General features: G+C 74.9%; 17 protein-coding genes. 6 read left to right on the forward strand and 11 right to left on the reverse strand.

Going from position 1 to position 13,797, the window contains the following annotated elements; genetic code table 11:
• Nucleotides 1-27: 27 nt before the first annotated feature.
• The 8 genes from hisN to ACWGKI_RS18875 all read right to left on the reverse strand — a co-directional run bounded on the left by hisN (nucleotide 28) and on the right by ACWGKI_RS18875 (nucleotide 6,824).
• A complete protein-coding gene (gene hisN, locus ACWGKI_RS18840; protein WP_380245357.1) occupies nucleotides 28-849 on the reverse strand; it encodes a histidinol-phosphatase in 822 nt (273 codons plus the stop codon).
• Between the two features lie 63 nt (nucleotides 850-912).
• Nucleotides 913-1,485 (reverse strand): hydrolase, encoded by a 573-nt coding sequence (locus tag ACWGKI_RS18845; RefSeq protein WP_452189059.1) that lies wholly within the window; start codon nucleotides 1,483-1,485, stop codon nucleotides 913-915.
• The gene (locus tag ACWGKI_RS18850) at nucleotides 1,485-2,990 is read right to left on the reverse strand and encodes an MFS transporter (RefSeq protein WP_452189061.1); all 1,506 of its coding nucleotides are present in this window, start codon (nucleotides 2,988-2,990) and stop codon (nucleotides 1,485-1,487) included. The genes ACWGKI_RS18845 and ACWGKI_RS18850 overlap by 1 nt, the downstream gene beginning before the upstream one ends.
• Nucleotides 2,987-3,484 (reverse strand): MarR family winged helix-turn-helix transcriptional regulator, encoded by a 498-nt coding sequence (locus tag ACWGKI_RS18855; protein ID WP_452189063.1) that lies wholly within the window; start codon nucleotides 3,482-3,484, stop codon nucleotides 2,987-2,989. Before ACWGKI_RS18855 ends, ACWGKI_RS18850 begins: the two co-directional genes overlap by 4 nt.
• 83 nt (nucleotides 3,485-3,567) lie before the next feature.
• Nucleotides 3,568-4,635 (reverse strand): ribosome small subunit-dependent GTPase A, encoded by a 1,068-nt coding sequence (gene rsgA, locus ACWGKI_RS18860; protein WP_452189065.1) that lies wholly within the window; start codon nucleotides 4,633-4,635, stop codon nucleotides 3,568-3,570.
• Nucleotides 4,635-5,999 carry a 3-phosphoshikimate 1-carboxyvinyltransferase gene (gene aroA, locus ACWGKI_RS18865; RefSeq protein WP_452189067.1) on the reverse strand — a complete coding sequence of 455 codons (1,365 nt, stop codon included), beginning with the start codon at nucleotides 5,997-5,999 and terminating at the stop codon, nucleotides 4,635-4,637. The genes rsgA and aroA overlap by 1 nt, the downstream gene beginning before the upstream one ends.
• Before the next feature lie 60 nt (nucleotides 6,000-6,059).
• Nucleotides 6,060-6,614, reverse strand: coding sequence for a DoxX family membrane protein (locus tag ACWGKI_RS18870; protein ID WP_380245038.1), 555 nt, complete (start codon nucleotides 6,612-6,614; stop codon nucleotides 6,060-6,062).
• Between the two features lie 63 nt (nucleotides 6,615-6,677).
• Nucleotides 6,678-6,824: a hypothetical protein gene (locus ACWGKI_RS18875; RefSeq protein ID WP_452189069.1), complete on the reverse strand. Its 147-nt coding sequence runs from the start codon at nucleotides 6,822-6,824 to the stop codon at nucleotides 6,678-6,680.
• A gap of 93 nt (nucleotides 6,825-6,917) precedes the next feature.
• Here ACWGKI_RS18875 and ACWGKI_RS18880 point away from each other — a divergent pair, with 93 nt between their 5' ends.
• The 3 genes from ACWGKI_RS18880 (at nucleotide 6,918) to rsrA (ending at nucleotide 9,162) form a co-directional block, all read left to right on the forward strand.
• Complete coding sequence (locus ACWGKI_RS18880; RefSeq protein ID WP_452189071.1) at nucleotides 6,918-7,919, forward strand: helix-turn-helix domain-containing protein; 1,002 nt, start codon at nucleotides 6,918-6,920, stop codon at nucleotides 7,917-7,919.
• Between the two features lie 65 nt (nucleotides 7,920-7,984).
• Nucleotides 7,985-8,884: a sigma-70 family RNA polymerase sigma factor gene (locus tag ACWGKI_RS18885; RefSeq protein WP_452189073.1), complete on the forward strand. Its 900-nt coding sequence runs from the start codon at nucleotides 7,985-7,987 to the stop codon at nucleotides 8,882-8,884.
• Complete coding sequence (gene rsrA, locus ACWGKI_RS18890) at nucleotides 8,881-9,162, forward strand: mycothiol system anti-sigma-R factor (protein ID WP_380245042.1); 282 nt, start codon at nucleotides 8,881-8,883, stop codon at nucleotides 9,160-9,162. The genes ACWGKI_RS18885 and rsrA overlap by 4 nt, the downstream gene beginning before the upstream one ends.
• 111 nt (nucleotides 9,163-9,273) lie before the next feature.
• Here rsrA and ACWGKI_RS18895 read toward each other — a convergent pair whose 3' ends face one another.
• Complete coding sequence (locus ACWGKI_RS18895; RefSeq protein ID WP_375791718.1) at nucleotides 9,274-9,348, reverse strand: 50S ribosomal protein bL37; 75 nt, start codon at nucleotides 9,346-9,348, stop codon at nucleotides 9,274-9,276.
• A 155-nt stretch (nucleotides 9,349-9,503) separates the two neighbouring features.
• On the opposite strand from ACWGKI_RS18895, the gene ACWGKI_RS18900 reads away from it, so the two are divergent.
• Together ACWGKI_RS18900 and ACWGKI_RS18905 are read left to right on the forward strand one after the other, a co-directional pair.
• Nucleotides 9,504-10,304, forward strand: a complete 801-nt coding sequence (locus ACWGKI_RS18900; RefSeq protein ID WP_380245043.1) for a DUF4097 family beta strand repeat-containing protein — start codon at nucleotides 9,504-9,506, stop codon at nucleotides 10,302-10,304.
• Nucleotides 10,305-10,339: 35 nt separating this feature from the next.
• Nucleotides 10,340-10,867, forward strand: coding sequence for a mycothiol transferase (locus ACWGKI_RS18905; protein ID WP_452189076.1), 528 nt, complete (start codon nucleotides 10,340-10,342; stop codon nucleotides 10,865-10,867).
• Between the two features lie 30 nt (nucleotides 10,868-10,897).
• On the opposite strand, the gene ACWGKI_RS18910 is transcribed toward ACWGKI_RS18905, so the two are convergent.
• The gene (locus ACWGKI_RS18910) at nucleotides 10,898-11,500 is read right to left on the reverse strand and encodes a GDSL-type esterase/lipase family protein (RefSeq protein ID WP_452189078.1); all 603 of its coding nucleotides are present in this window, start codon (nucleotides 11,498-11,500) and stop codon (nucleotides 10,898-10,900) included.
• Nucleotides 11,501-11,659: 159 nt separating this feature from the next.
• Nucleotides 11,660-12,586, reverse strand: coding sequence for an aldose 1-epimerase family protein (locus ACWGKI_RS18915; protein WP_452189080.1), 927 nt, complete (start codon nucleotides 12,584-12,586; stop codon nucleotides 11,660-11,662).
• 134 nt (nucleotides 12,587-12,720) lie between these two features.
• Between ACWGKI_RS18915 and ACWGKI_RS18920 the strand changes: the two genes are divergently transcribed.
• Nucleotides 12,721-13,716, forward strand: a complete 996-nt coding sequence (locus tag ACWGKI_RS18920) for an aldo/keto reductase (protein ID WP_452189082.1) — start codon at nucleotides 12,721-12,723, stop codon at nucleotides 13,714-13,716.
• Nucleotides 13,717-13,797: the final 81 nt, after the last annotated feature.

Here is a 13,797-nt window from a genome sequence, read left to right on the forward strand (position 1 = left end):
ATTCTCGCCGATTCCGTACCCACAACCTCAGCCGAGGTAGACGAGGACCTCGTCGTGCAGGCGGCCGTTGGTGGCGACGGCGTTGCCGTGCCAGGGGCCGGGGGTGCCGTCGAGGGCGGTGAACCGGCCGCCGGCCTCGGTGACGATGGGCGCGAGGGCGGCCATGTCGTAGACCTCGAGCTCAGGCTCGGCGGCGACGTCGGCAGCGCCCTCGGCGACGAGCATGTACGACCAGAAGTCGCCGTACCCGCGGGTGCGCCACACCTGGCGGGTGAGGTCGAGGAAGCCGTTGAGCTTGCCGTGCTCCTCCCAGCCGGACAGCGACGAGTAGGCGAACGACGCGTCGCCGAGCGTGCTCACGCCGGAGACGGACATCCGGGAGGCCGAGGCGAGCGACTTGCCCGTCCACGCGCCGGACCCCTTCGCGGCCCACCAGCGCCGGCCGAGAGCGGGCGCCGAGACCAGGCCCATGACGACGTCCTCGCCGTCGGCCAGCGCGATGAGGGTGGCCCACACGGGCACGCCGCGCACGAAGTTCTTGGTGCCGTCGATCGGGTCGATGATCCAGCGCCGGGCACCGCTGCCTGCGGAGCCGTACTCCTCGCCGACGATCGCGTCGCGGGTGCGGGCCCGGTGCAGCTGGGCGCGGATGAACTCCTCCGCGGACCTGTCGGCGTCACTGACCGGGGTGTTGTCGGGCTTCGTCTCGACGCGCAGGTCGAGCGCCTTGAAGCGGGACATCGTGATGGCGTCGACCTGGTCCGCGATGACGTGGGCCAGGCGCAGGTCGTCCTCGTACGTGCGCGCGGGGCCGCTGGTCGGGCTGGGAGACGGCTGGGTGTACGACACGATCACACGGTAGCGGTCCGACGGCGCGGCCAGCGCCCCGGCGCGCGGGGCAGGGCCGAGAGGTCAGTCGCCCAGGAGCGCGAGCAGCTCGGCGGTGCTGCCGCACTCGCCCAGGCGGGGGAACACGCGCTCGGTGGAGTGCCGGTGGTCCTCGGCGGAGCGGTCGGACATCGCGTCGGTGACGAGCGAGACGTGGTACCCGTGCTCGTGCGCGGCGCGGGCGGTGGACTCGACGCCCACCCCGGTCGCGATACCGGTCAGCACGATCTGCGTCACCCCGCGTCGGCGCAGCTGGAGGTCGAGGTCCGTGCCGTAGAAGGCGCCCCAGTTCCGCTTGGTCACGACGACGTCCGACGCCGCCGTGTGCAGCTCGGGCGAGAGGACGTCCCAGCCCTCGGGCCGGGCGCCGCCGCCCGGGGCGTCGGTCCGTCCGGGGACGGCGTCGGAGCCGTCGGGCGCGGCGGTGACGCGCACGAGGACCACGGGCAGGTCGCGGGCGCGGAACGCGTCGGCGAGCTGGACGCTGCGCGCGAGCACCGCGTCCGCCGCGTGGGGCTCGACGGGCATGGCGAGGATGCCGGCCTGCAGGTCGACGACGACGAGCGCGGTGCGGGGGTCGAGGGTGGTGAGGGTCATCAGGCTGTCTCTCCAGGAGCGGTGACGGGAGGGGTGGTGACGGGAGCGGTGGTGTCGGGTGGCGTGGGGTTCGAGGGTGCGGCAGGTCTGCGCAGGGAGCGGTCGACCAGCGTGAGGACGAGGACGGCGGCGGCGCACGCGACCATCGCGAGGGCGAGGTCGTGCAGGCCGGCGGTCGTGGGGCCCTGGGCGTACAGCGCGGCGATGGCGGCCGTCGAGACGAGCGCGCCCACGTACATGAAGGTGCGCAGCAGCCCGGCCGCGGCCCCGACGGTCTCCGCGTCGGCCTGTCGGGCGAGGGCCTTCTGGTTCGCGAGCCCGGCCAGCCCCTGCATGCCGCCGATCCCGACGCCGGCGAGCACCAGGAGCCACGTGGGGCTGTCGGGCTGCACGACGGCGAGCACCGCGGCGCCGAGCAGCAGGGAGGTGGCGCCGACGACGAGCGCCGCGCGGACGGGCGCCCGCCGGCCCGTGGCCGACGCCACCGTGACCGCGACGACGGACGTGGGCAGCATGAGCAGCCCGGCCGCTGCCTCGGTGAGGCCTCGGCCCTGCTCCAGCCACTGCACGTAGCCGAACATGAACGCGTAGGTGGCGGTGGCCGTGAGGAGGGCGCGGGCGTAGGTGAGCAGCAGCGGGCGGTTCCCGCCGAGCAGCCGCAGGTCGATGAAGGGATGGGCGGTGCGCAGCTCGTGCCGGGCGAACCCGGCTCCCGTCGCCACCGTCACGGCGAGCACCCACCACGGGGTGGCGCCGACGAGGACGAGCATGAGCGACGTGAGCGACGCGGCGAACAGGACGACGCCGGCGACGTCGAGGCGCGTGGCCACGGACGCCCGGCGCGCCGTGGAGCCGGTCACGGGCGTGCCCTCCGCGCGCGGCAGGCGGAGGCCGCCGAGCAGGAGGCACGCCGCCGCGAGGGGGACGTTGACGAGGAAGATCGCCCGCCAGCCGCCGAGCCCGACGAGGAGCCCGCCGAGCGTCGGCCCGACGATCATCACGACCTGGTTCGTCACGGCGAGGACCGTGAGCACGGCCGCCGTGCCGCGCCCCTCGCCGGAGCGGTCCGTCGCACGTCGCACCAGCGACATCGCGGCCGGGTAGGCGGCGCAGGTGCCGAGGCCCAGCAGCGCCCGCGCCAGGACCAGGACGCCGAACGTCGGGGCGAACGCGCCGAGCAGACCGGCGACGCCGACCAGCGCCGTGCCCACCAGGTAGGGGCGCCGGGGCCCCACGAGGTCGACGACGCGGCCCACGACCGGCTGCGCGACCGCGGTCACCAGGTACAGCGCCGTGACCAGCCAGACGGTCTGCGCCGGCGGCGCACCGAACGCGATCCCGATGGGCACCAGGGCCACCGCGATCATCGACGAGTTGATCGGGTTGAGCAGCGAGCCGAGGGCCAGCGGCAGGGTGAGGCGGGTGTCGTAGCCCTGGCCAGCGGCGGGGGCTGCGGCGGCTGCGGTGGCTGGGCGTGCGGCGGCGTGGCGGTGGAGCAGGGTCACGGGCGCGCGGCCTCCGGGGGGCGGTCGGCGGCCGGGGCGTCTGCCGGCGCGTCGTCCAGCAGCGTGCGGTCCAGCAGGGCCAGGACGTCGGTGACGGTCGTGAGCTCCGCCCCCGTGAGGCGTTCCTGCAGGGCGTGGGTCAACCACTCCTGCCCGGCCTCCCGTCGGCCCTCGACGAACGCGCGGCCGTCCTCGCTCAGCGAGATCACCTGGCGGCGTCCGTCGGTGGGGTCCGGGTCGCGGCGCACGAGGCCGCGCTGGTCGAGGACCCCCAGGGTGGCGCCGAGCGACTGGGGCCGGACTCGTTCGGCGGCGGCGAGCGCGCCGGGCGACGCGGGACCGTGCTTGGCCAGCCGCGACAGCAGCGCCGTCTGCGACGGCGTGAGCTCCTGGTTGTCGCTCAGCTCGATGAAGCGACGGCGGAGCCGGCCGACGAGCGAGCGCAGCTCACGGGCGGCCTCGGCCGCCTGGGTGGGAGCGGGGGAGGAGGTCACCCACCCACCGTAAAACTCGTCAGGCCAGACTGACAAGTTCTGCCTGACGATTGTGGGGACGAGACTCGCGCCTGGCGGCGGGCTCAGTCCGCGGCGTGGCGCGCGGTCAGCAGTCGTCGGAACGACGCCACGCGGGCCTCGCGCGCAGGGCGCTCGTCGTCCGAGGACGCGGCGAGCCAGTCGTCGAGGGCGCAGTCCGGGGCGTCGGCGAGGTGCGTGCAGCCGCGCGGGCAGTCGGCTGCGACCTCGGCCAGGTCCTCGAACGCCTGCAGGAGGTGGCCCGTCTCGACGTGCGCGAGCCCGAACGACCGGACGCCCGGGGTGTCGACCACCCAGCCGTCGTCCATGTCGGCCGTGCCGTCCGGGTCCACCACGCCGTCCGGCCCGCCCGCGGGCAGCCGGAGCGCCACCGCGGAGGTGGAGGTGTGCCGTCCCCGCCCGGTGACGTCGTTCACCACGCCGGTGGCGCGGTCGGCGTCGGGCACGAGCGCGTTGATGAGCGTGGACTTGCCGACTCCCGAGTGGCCGACCAGCACCGAGGTGCGGCCGGCGAGGCGCTCGCGGACGGTCTCGACGCTGGTCGGGTCGTCGCGCCGCGTGACGACGACCTCGACGCCGATGGGCGTGTAGAGGTCGCGCAGCGGCGCGGGGTCGGCAAGATCGGCCTTCGTGAGGCACAGCAGCACGTCCATGCCGGCGTCGTAGGCCGCGACCACGCAGCGGTCGATCATCCCTGTGCGCGGCTCGGGCTGGGCGAGCGCCGTGACGACGACGAGCTGGTCGGCGTTCGCGACGACGATCCGCTCGTACGGGTCCGTGTCGTCCGCCGTCCGGCGCAGCACCGACGAGCGGTCCTGGATGCGCACGATCCGCGAGAGGGTGCCCTCGTCTCCGGTGGTGTCCCCGACCACGTCCACCCGGTCGCCCACGACGACGCGGGTGCGGGTGAGCTCGCGCGCCTTCATCGCCAGGACGGTCCGCTCGTGGGGCGTGCCGTCGTCGACGACGAGGGTGTAGCGCCCGCGGTCGACGCCCGTCACCATGCCCGTGACGGCGTCGGCGTGCTCGGGGCGCTGCTTGGTCCGGGGGCGCGAGCCGCGCTTCGAGGGCCGCGCGTACTGCGCGTGCTCGTCGACGGCGCGGCGGGCCATCAGGCCTCGACCCCGGTGGCGGCGGCCGGTCCGAGCATGCGCAGCCACAGCGCGTCGAAGCCGGGCAGGGTCTTGGCGGTGGTCGCGACGTTCTCCACGCGCACCCCGGGCACCGCGAGCCCGAGGAGTGCGGCGGAGGTGGCCATGCGGTGGTCCGCGTACGTGCGGAACAGCCCGCCGTGCAGCGGCCGCGGCGTGATGACCAGCCCGTCGCGCGTCTCCTCGGCCCGCCCGCCGAGCCGCGTGATCTCGGTGGCGAGCGCCGCCAGCCGGTCGGTCTCGTGACCGCGCAGGTGCGCGATGCCGCGCAGGCGGCTGGGGGAGTCGGCGAGGGCCGCGAGCACGGCGAACGTCGGGGCGAGCTCGCCCGCGGCGCGCAGGTCCAGGTCGACGCCGCGGACGGCACCGGTGCCGGTGACGGCGAGGACGTCGCCGTCACGGCGGACCTCGGCGCCGAGCCGGGTGAACAGGTCCGGCAGCAGGCCGCCGGGCTGGGTCGTCTCGGTCGGCCAGCCGGGCACGCGGACGGTGCCGCCCCCGACGAGTGCGGCGGCCAGGAACGGGGCCGCGTTGGACAGGTCGGGCTCGACCCGCACGTCCCGCGCCGCGACCGGGCCGGGCGACACCTGCCAGATGCCGTCGCGGGAGTCGTCCACCTCGACGCCCGCGTCCCGCAGCGTGGCCACGGTCATCGCGATGTGCGGCACGCTCGGCAGCGTGGTGCCGATGTGCCGCAGCGTGAGCCCTCGCTCGAACCGCGCGCCGGCGAGCAGGAGGGCGGAGACGAACTGCGACGAGGCCGACGCGTCGACGTCCACGGCACCGCCCGCGACGCGGCCGGTGCCGTGGACGGTGAACGGGAGGTGGGTGGGGCGGTCGCCGTCGGCGTCGGTGACCCGCACGCCGAGCGCGCGCAGCGCCTCCAGCACGGGCAGCATCGGCCGCACCCGGGCCTCGGGGTCGCCGTCGAACCGCACGGGGCCGTCGGCCAGCGCGGCGACCGGCGGGAGGAACCGCATCACGGTGCCCGCGAGACCGGCGTCGACGTCGGCGTCGCCGCGCAGGGCGCCGGGCGTGACGTGGAGCGTGCTCGGGTCGTCACCCTCGTCGATCCGCGCCCCGAGGGAGCGCAGCGCGCCGATCATGAGGTCGGCGTCGCGCGACCGCAGGGCCCCGCGCAGCGTGCCCGGGGCGTCGGCGAGCGCGGCGAGGACGAGCAGCCGGTTCGTGAGCGACTTGCTGCCCGGCACGTCCACGGTGGCGTCCAGCGGCGCCGTCGCGAGCGGCGCCGCCCAGCCGTCGTCGCCGAGGCCCTCGAGCGGGGCGTCGGTCGGGTCGGCGTGCGGCGGGACGGCAGAGGTCATGGCTCCGAGGCTAGTTCACCGGGGCCCGCGGAGGTCGGCGCGTCTCGCCGGGCACGACCCTCAGACGGCCTCGGCGACCTTGGTGCGGAGCTTCGCGGCCTCGGCGGTCGTCGCGGCCTTGACCGTGCCGGCCTTCGCCCGCAAGGTGTCGGCCTTCGCCTCGGCGAGGCGGGAGGCGTGCACGCGCGCCTGGTGCACGCGGTACGAGACGCCGGGACGCCCCTCGAGGTCGACGCCGGCGATGACCGCGGCCCCGATCTTGCCCAGGTCCTTGACGAAGGCGGCCGTGCGCAGGCTGCGCTCCGCACCCTTGCTGGTGAAGGGCTGGTGGGCGACGGCGAGCGGGGCCGTGAGAGCGGCCAGCGCGAGGGCGGCGGTGCGCGGGGTCCTCCCGACGGCGAGCAGCACGCCCGCGACGGCGGTGGCGGCGCCGTGCGCCCGGACCAGGAGGCCGAGCTGTTTGTCGCTCAAGGGTTCGGCCCCGACGGCGTCGGCGACCAGCGCGGCGCTGTCCCGGGCGGCGTCGACGTGCTCGGCCGGGTGCAGCGCGGCCTGCACGCCGTCGTAGACGAACGGGGCGGCCAGGAGGGGGCGGGCGATACGGCGCAGCAGCATGGCCCCACTGTGGCAGAGGCCCCGCGCGCTTGCGCGGCGACGTGCGCGCGTGCGGCGGGTCGGTCAGGCGAGCGGCGCGCCGTCCCACCAGTCGTGGTGCGACCGCGGCGGGCGGCGCGTGCCGAGCCCGTCGCGGCGGACCGTGCGGACGAGGCGGGCGGCGTAGGTGGCCACGAGCAGGGCGACGAGGATCAGGATCGAGAGCGTCATGGCAGTAATCCTTCGCGCACCGAACTCCTGCCACGAGTGGCAGAAGGGACATGATGCATCGACATCCCGCCAGCCCTGTGTGACCCTGGGAACATGATCCGGAAGGTCGCGGCCGTCGTGGTCCCCGGCGTCGCCCCGTTCGAGCTCGGTGTCGCCTACGAGGTGTTCGGCATCGACCGGAGCGACACCGGAGGGCCCGCGTTCGAGTTCACGCTGTGCACGCCGCGGCCGGGGCCGGTGCCGACCAAGGGGGGCTTCCCCGTGGTGGTCGAGCACGGGCTGGAGGCGCTGGACGACGCGGACCTCGTCGTCGCGGTGGCTTACGGCATCGACTCCGACGAGGCCGACGACGCCGACGACGCCGACGGCTCCGACGACGCCGGCGCGCTGCCGGCCGCTCTCCTGGACGGGCTGCGCGCCGCCCACGCGCGCGGCGCGTGGCTCTTCGCCATCTGCTCGGGCGCGTTCGCCCTGGCGCAGGCGGGGCTGCTCGACGGGCGCCGGTGCACCACGCACTGGATGCACACCGAGCGGCTGGCTGCCGAGGTCCCTACCGCCACCGTCGACCCCGACGCCCTGTACGTCGAGGACGGGCACGTGCTCACCTCCGCCGGGACGGCCGCCGGGATCGACGCCGCGCTGCACCTGGTGCGGTCCGAGCTCGGTGCGGACGCCGCCCGCGCCGTCGCCCGGCGCATGGTGGTCCCGCCCCAGCGGGAGGGCGGGCAGGCGCAGTTCGTCGTCGACCCGCTGCCGCGCGAGGGGGAGTCGCTCGCAGCGCTGCTGTCGTGGATGCGCGAGCACCTCGCCGCAGAGCACACGGTGCCGCGCCTGGCGCGTCGCGCCGCGCTGTCCGAGCGGACGTTCGCCCGCCGGTTCCGGCAGGAGACGGGCACGACGCCGGCGGCGTGGCTGGCCCGCCAGCGCGTGGCCCGGGCCCAGGAGCTGCTCGAGACCACTGCGGCGCCGGTGGACGAGATCGCCCGCCTCTGCGGCTTCGGCAGCGCCCCCGTCCTGCGCCACCACTTCGCCCGCCAGCTCGGCACGAGCCCCGTCGCGTACCGGCGCCGCTTCGCCGCGCCGCTCGCGTCCTGAGCGCGCCCTCGCGCCGGGTCCCTGGCGGTCCGCGGGCCGCCCGCGCGGGCCGGACCGCCCGGGGAATGCACGTGCCCCTCGCACGGTTGCACCACGACGTGAACACCCGCACCTCGCCGACGGCGATCGCCGCCGGCCCCGCCACCGGACCAGCGTCCGTGCGGCTGTTCGCCGTCCCGGCGGACGCCCTGACGACGAGCACGGCCGGCCGCACCACCCCGCAGAACCCGTGGATCGGAGGACCCCACCCAGTGCCTGGACTAGGCTCGACGGTGATGACCCAGGATCTGGACCCGGCAGGCGGCGACGCGCTGCACGGGAGCACCGGGCACACCCCGGACAGCGAGGAGATCCCCGAGGACACGGAACGTGCCCCCGAGGGTGAGAGCAGCGCGGCGCGTGCCGCGCGCTTCGAGCGCGACGCCCTGCAGTACCTGGACCAGCTCTACTCGGCCGCGCTGCGCATGACGCGCAACCCCGCGGACGCCGAGGACCTGGTGCAGGAGACGTTCGCCAAGGCGTTCGCCGCGTTCCACCAGTACAAGCCCGGCACGAACCTCAAGGCCTGGCTGTACCGGATCCTCACCAACACGTTCATCAACAGCTACCGCAAGAAGCAGCGCGAGCCGCAGCAGTCCCAGGCCGAGGACGTCGAGGACTGGCAGATCGCGCGTGCCGCGTCGCACACGTCGCAGGGCCTGCGGTCCGCCGAGGCCGAGGCTCTCGACCGGCTGCCCGACTCGGACGTGAAGCGGGCGCTGCAGGAGCTGCCCGAGGACCGGCGCATGGTGGTCTACTACGCCGACGTCGAGGGCTTCCCCTACAAGGAGATCGCCGAGATCATGGGTACGCCGATCGGGACGGTGATGTCCCGGCTGCACCGCGGGCGCCGGCAGCTGCGTGAGCTGCTCGCCGACTACGCCGCGCAGCGCGGACTGGTCTCGGCTCGTGGAGGAGCGTCATGACCGACCCCGTCACCCCCATCCCGCACGACCGTGCCGAGGGGGAGAACGAGTGCGAGCACGCGCTCGTGCACCTGAACGAGTACCTCGACTCCGAGATGACCCCGGAGGACGAGCAGCGGATGCGCGCGCACGTCGCGCACTGCGCACCGTGCCTCGCGGAGCTGAGCGTGGAGGAGCTCGTCAAGCAGCTCGTCCGCCGGTCCTGCTCCGAGCGGGCGCCGGAGACCCTCCGGGTCCGCATCCACGCGCAGCTGACGGTCCTGTCCACGGCCGAGTAGTCCCGCTGGGCGACGGAAGACGACGATCGCCGAGGTAGTTCCGGTGGGGCTGTGGCCACAGGCCGTGCCCCGCCGGAACTACCTCGGCGATCGTCTTGCTACCTCGGCGCGTCAGGCGTTGGGACGCTTGCCGTGGTTCGCGCCGTTGCCCTTGCGGCTACGACGCTTGCGACCGCGCTTGCTCATGGTGGTCTCCTCACGAAGGATGGACGAGGGGTCGGGCCCATGGTCCCACACCAGAGGCCCGGGGTCGGAATCCGGGGCATCCCCGATCCCGGCACCGCGGGTGCTCTGACAGGGTGGTACCCGTCCCCAGCAGCCCGAGCATCACAGGGAGCCTCATGAGCACGGAGTCGTGGGCGATCGCCGCCCCGCAGACCATCGACGTCGAGCACGCGACGGGGGTGACGCTCCGCCTCCAGGACGGCCGCGCCGACGTGATCGCCGACCCCGCGGCCACCGGCGTGCGGATCGAGCTGGTCGAGGTCGGCGCCAAGCCCGTCCAGGTCACGCGCGACGGCGACCGGCTGCGCGTCGGGTACGAGAGCTCCGTGCTGGACTCCGTCCTGGCGAAGCTGCGCAACCCGCGCCAGAGCGAGCGTGCGGTCGTGCGCGTCGTCGTCCCGGCGGACGCCGCGGTCGACGTCGGCACGCTCGGCGCCGACGTCGACGTCGCAGGTGGGCACAAGATCGCCGTGAAGACCGTCACCGGCGCCGTCCGCACCACCGGCACCACGGGGCCGATGTCGCTCAAGACCGTCTCCGGAGCGCTGTCGGCGCAGGAGCACACGGGTGACGTGTCGGCCACGAGCGCCGCCGGTTCGGTCGCGCTGGCGGGCGCGCTGGCCAGGGTCTCGCTGAGCACGGTCTCGGGCGCCGCGACCATCGCCGCCACGCAGCCCAGCCCCATGATCACCGCGAAGACCGTCTCCGGTGCGATCGACCTGCGCCTGCCGGCCGGCTCGCCCGTGAACCTCCGGGTGCGCGGGGCGTCCGGGCAGGTCGTCCTCGACGGATCCGTCCTGCCGAGCGCCGGTGCCACGCTGGTCGTCGACCACGGGGAGCAGCCCGCGGAGGGGCGCGGGGCCGCCTACCTGTCCGCCACGGTGACGTCCGCGCACGTCACCGTCGACCGTCGCTGACCGGCGCCCGCCCCGGGCGCCGCCGAGGAGGAACGATGCCGTCACCGTCCGCACCCCACGTCGCCCTGCTGACCGACGCGTTCGACCGCGTCGCCGGGGAGGTCCGCCGCGTGCTGCGCGGCGCCACCGCCGAGCAGCTCGCGTACCGGCCCGACCCGGAGGCGAACACCGTCGCGTGGCTGGTCTGGCACCTGACGCGCGTGCAGGACGACCACGTGGCGGACGTCGCGGGGGTCGAGCAGCGCTGGACGGCCGGTGGCTGGGCGGAGAAGCTCGCCCTGCCGTTCGACGTCGCGGACACCGGGTACGGCCACTCGCCGGAGCAGGTCGCCGCCGTCCGCACCGACGGCGCCGTGCTCGGGGGCTACCTCGAGGACGTGCACGCCGCCACGACGGCGTTCCTGGGCACTCTCACCCCCGCCGACCTGGAGCGGGTGGTGGACACCCGCTGGGACCCGCCCGTCACGCTGGCGGTGCGCCTGGTCAGCGTGACGTCCGACGACCTGCAGCACGTGGGTCAGGCCGCCTACGTGCGCGGCCTCGCCCGGCGGGCGGGCGTCTGAGGCTCGCGGCCTCGGCGCCCGCCGGCGGGGTCACTCGTCGCCGGGCAGGCCGAGCCAGGCGTGCCAGCCGGTGTGCAGCACGAGCCACGCCATGAGGCCGTAGCCGGCCTGCCCGGGGTAGGTCGAGCCGTTCGTCGCGAGGTCGGCCAGCCACTGCTCGTGCTGCGCCAGCGGGGTGTACGTGTCGACGTACGGGACCCGGCGCCGGCTGGCGACGTCGGAGAAGGCCGCCGACAGCTCCGCGATGCGGTCGCCGTCCTCGGGCCGGCCCGGCGGGGGGCCGACGACGAACGCCGGGATCCGGCTCGCCTCCGCGACGTCGAGGATGTTCGCCAGGTTCAGCCGCGACCGCGCCACCGAGAGGGACGAGTCGACGTCGTGGCGGCCGAGGGCCACGACGAGGCGGTTCTCGCACGTGTCCTCCGGGCCGAAGCGTGACTCCGTCTCCGCCTGCCAGCGCGCGCCGAGCGCCGAGCTGGTCTCGCCGGGCACGGCGAGCGTGAACGCCATCGCGGGACGCCCGAACCGGGTGCGGGCCATGACGCGGCCCGTCCACCCCAGGGCGCGGGCGTCCCCGACGCCCACGCTGAGCTCGTCGCCCACGACGCAGATGCGCACCTCGGTCTGGGTCACAGAGCCTTCACCGTCCAAGTCCTGTCTCGCAGTTGCGCGGCCATTCTCTGGCACGCCGGGCCGCGTGGCAGGATCCCACGCCGGACCGCGACGCGCGACGGGCTCCCTGCGCCGCCCCAGACGCCAGACCAGACGTCAGCCCAGACGTCAGACCAGGCGTCAGAGCAGGGTCGCCCCCCACCGCACGACGTGCTCGTCGCCCGGCGCGAGCCGCACGAGGCGCTCGCCCGTGTTGAAGGCGTCGGCGACGCAGCTCATCGGCTCCGCGGCGAGCCCGAAGCGCTCGTGACCGGCGATGTGGTCGGCCGAGCAGACCTGCCAGCAGTCCATCGAGTCGTCCATCCAGATCGCGGCCGTGCGCCCGTCGGGGCACCCGAGCCGGGCCCAGGACAGCCCGGCCTCGTCCCGGGTCGCGTCGACCCAGGCGTCGTCGAGGTCCAGCCCCGCGAGCGAGCGGGTGGTGCGCAGGTCGTAGGGGCCGCCGACGGGCTCGGTACCCGTCGGCAGCAGCCGGTCGTCGACCGTGACGTGCGTCGTGGCGTCCAGGCTCACGGCGCACTCGTCCAGGGGGGCGCCCCCGGTCGAGAGCCACGGGTGGAAGCCGACCCCGTAGGGCGCGGTGCCGGTGCCGACGTTGCGGGCCCGCGTGACGACCTCCAGCCCGGCGTCGGACACCGCGTACCGCACCTGCAGCACGAGCTGGAACGGCCAGCCCTTCTGTGCCGGGAGGGCGAGCTCGAGGGTCACCGCGTCGTCGGCGACCTCGACCGGCGTCCAGCGGTACCAGCACACGAGGCCGTGCAGCGCGGTGCCGCGGTCCGGCTCGCTCACGGCCACCTGGTGGTGGACGCCGTCAACCGTGTAGGCGCCGTCGCGCAGGCGGTTGGGCCAGGGCTGCAGGACGGCCGCGTTGAAGACGGGGGCGGGCTCGTCCTCGGCGAACGGGACGAAGACGTCGCGGCCGGCGACGGAGTACTCACGCACCATCGCGCCGACCTCGGTGACGGTGGCGCGGTGCTCGCCGGCGGCGATGCGGAACTGCCGGCCCGACGGGGTGGGGACGGCGGAGGAGTCAGCGGTGTTCACGCTCACACCGTAGTCGGGACGCCGGATCGGTGCGGGCGACGTAGCGTAGGGGAGCCAGATCTGACGAGACGTCTCCTCGCGCGCGAGGGGCCCGCGCCGCCGTCTGCACGGCGTCGCCACCGAACGGGGGAACGATGGAGAAACAGGTGCTCGGCCGCACCGGCCGGCTGGTGTCGGTCGTCGGCCTGGGAACCTGGCAGCTGGGCGCGGACTGGGGCTCGGTCGACGACGACCAGGCCCGGTCGGTGCTCGATGCCGCGTTCGAGTCCGGCGTGACCTTCTACGACACGGCGGACGTCTACGGTGACGGCCGCAGCGAGCAGACGATCGGCGCGTTCCTCGCGGACCACCGCGACGACGGGCTGACCGTGGCCACGAAGATGGGCCGGCGGGTCGACCAGGTGCCTGAGAACTACGTGCTCGCGAACTTCCGCGAGTGGACCGACCGGTCGCGTCGCAACCTTGGCGTCGAGACGCTCGACCTCGTCCAGCTGCACTGCCCGCCGACGGCCGTGTACTTGGACGACGAGGTCTTCGACGCGCTGGACACGCTCGTCGAGGAGGGCGTGACGGCCGCGTACGGCGTCTCCGTCGAGACCGTCGACGAGGCGCTCACCGCCATCGCGCGGCCCGGCGTCGCCACGGTCCAGATCATCCTCAACGCCTTCCGCCTCAAGCCCCTCGAGGCGGTGCTGCCCGCGGCCTCGGCGGCGGGCGTGGGGATCGTCGCGCGGGTGCCGCTCGCCTCGGGACTCCTGTCGGGCCGGTACACCCACGAGACGACGTTCTCGGAGGACGACCACCGCACGTTCAACCGCGAGGGCAAGGCCTTCGACGTCGGCGAGACGTTCGCCGGCGTGCCCTTCGACGTCGGCGTCGACGCGGCCGCCCGGTTCACGGAGCTCGCCGGCTCCGCCGCGGGGCAGGACCTGACCCCCGCCCAGGCCGCCATCGCCTGGGTGTGGCAGCAGCCCGGTGTCTCGACCGTCATCCCCGGCGCCCGCAGCGCCGAGCAGGCGCGGCTCAACGCGGCGGCGGGCTCTGCCGAGGTGCTCGGACCGCTGTTCACCTCCGGCGTGCGGGAGATCTACGACGAGGCGATCCGGGAGCACGTCCACGACAAGTGGTGATGCCGAGGCGCCCAGGACAGGCCCAGGTAGCACGACATAGCACGAGGTAGCACGAGGGCGGCCGCACCAGCTGGTGCCTGT

The organism is Isoptericola sp. NPDC055881 (assembly GCF_053615895.1).

What these genes read in the sequence shown, in the direction of transcription:
- rsgA (WP_452189065.1), bottom strand. Translation starts at nt 4,635, where the DNA reads ATGGCCCGCCGCGCCGTCGACGAGCACGCGCAGTACGCGCGGCCCTCG.
- ACWGKI_RS18920 (WP_452189082.1), top strand. Translation starts at nt 12,721, where the DNA reads ATGGAGAAACAGGTGCTCGGCCGCACCGGCCGGCTGGTGTCGGTCGTC.
- ACWGKI_RS18900 (WP_380245043.1), top strand. Translation starts at nt 9,504, where the DNA reads ATGAGCACGGAGTCGTGGGCGATCGCCGCCCCGCAGACCATCGACGTC.
- ACWGKI_RS18885 (WP_452189073.1), top strand. Translation starts at nt 7,985, where the DNA reads ATGCACGTGCCCCTCGCACGGTTGCACCACGACGTGAACACCCGCACC.
- ACWGKI_RS18870 (WP_380245038.1), bottom strand. Translation starts at nt 6,614, where the DNA reads ATGCTGCTGCGCCGTATCGCCCGCCCCCTCCTGGCCGCCCCGTTCGTC.
- ACWGKI_RS18875 (WP_452189069.1), bottom strand. Translation starts at nt 6,824, where the DNA reads ATGACGCTCTCGATCCTGATCCTCGTCGCCCTGCTCGTGGCCACCTAC.
- ACWGKI_RS18905 (WP_452189076.1), top strand. Translation starts at nt 10,340, where the DNA reads ATGCCGTCACCGTCCGCACCCCACGTCGCCCTGCTGACCGACGCGTTC.
- ACWGKI_RS18880 (WP_452189071.1), top strand. Translation starts at nt 6,918, where the DNA reads ATGATCCGGAAGGTCGCGGCCGTCGTGGTCCCCGGCGTCGCCCCGTTC.
- aroA (WP_452189067.1), bottom strand. Translation starts at nt 5,999, where the DNA reads ATGACCTCTGCCGTCCCGCCGCACGCCGACCCGACCGACGCCCCGCTC.
- ACWGKI_RS18845 (WP_452189059.1), bottom strand. Translation starts at nt 1,485, where the DNA reads ATGACCCTCACCACCCTCGACCCCCGCACCGCGCTCGTCGTCGTCGAC.
- rsrA (WP_380245042.1), top strand. Translation starts at nt 8,881, where the DNA reads ATGACCGACCCCGTCACCCCCATCCCGCACGACCGTGCCGAGGGGGAG.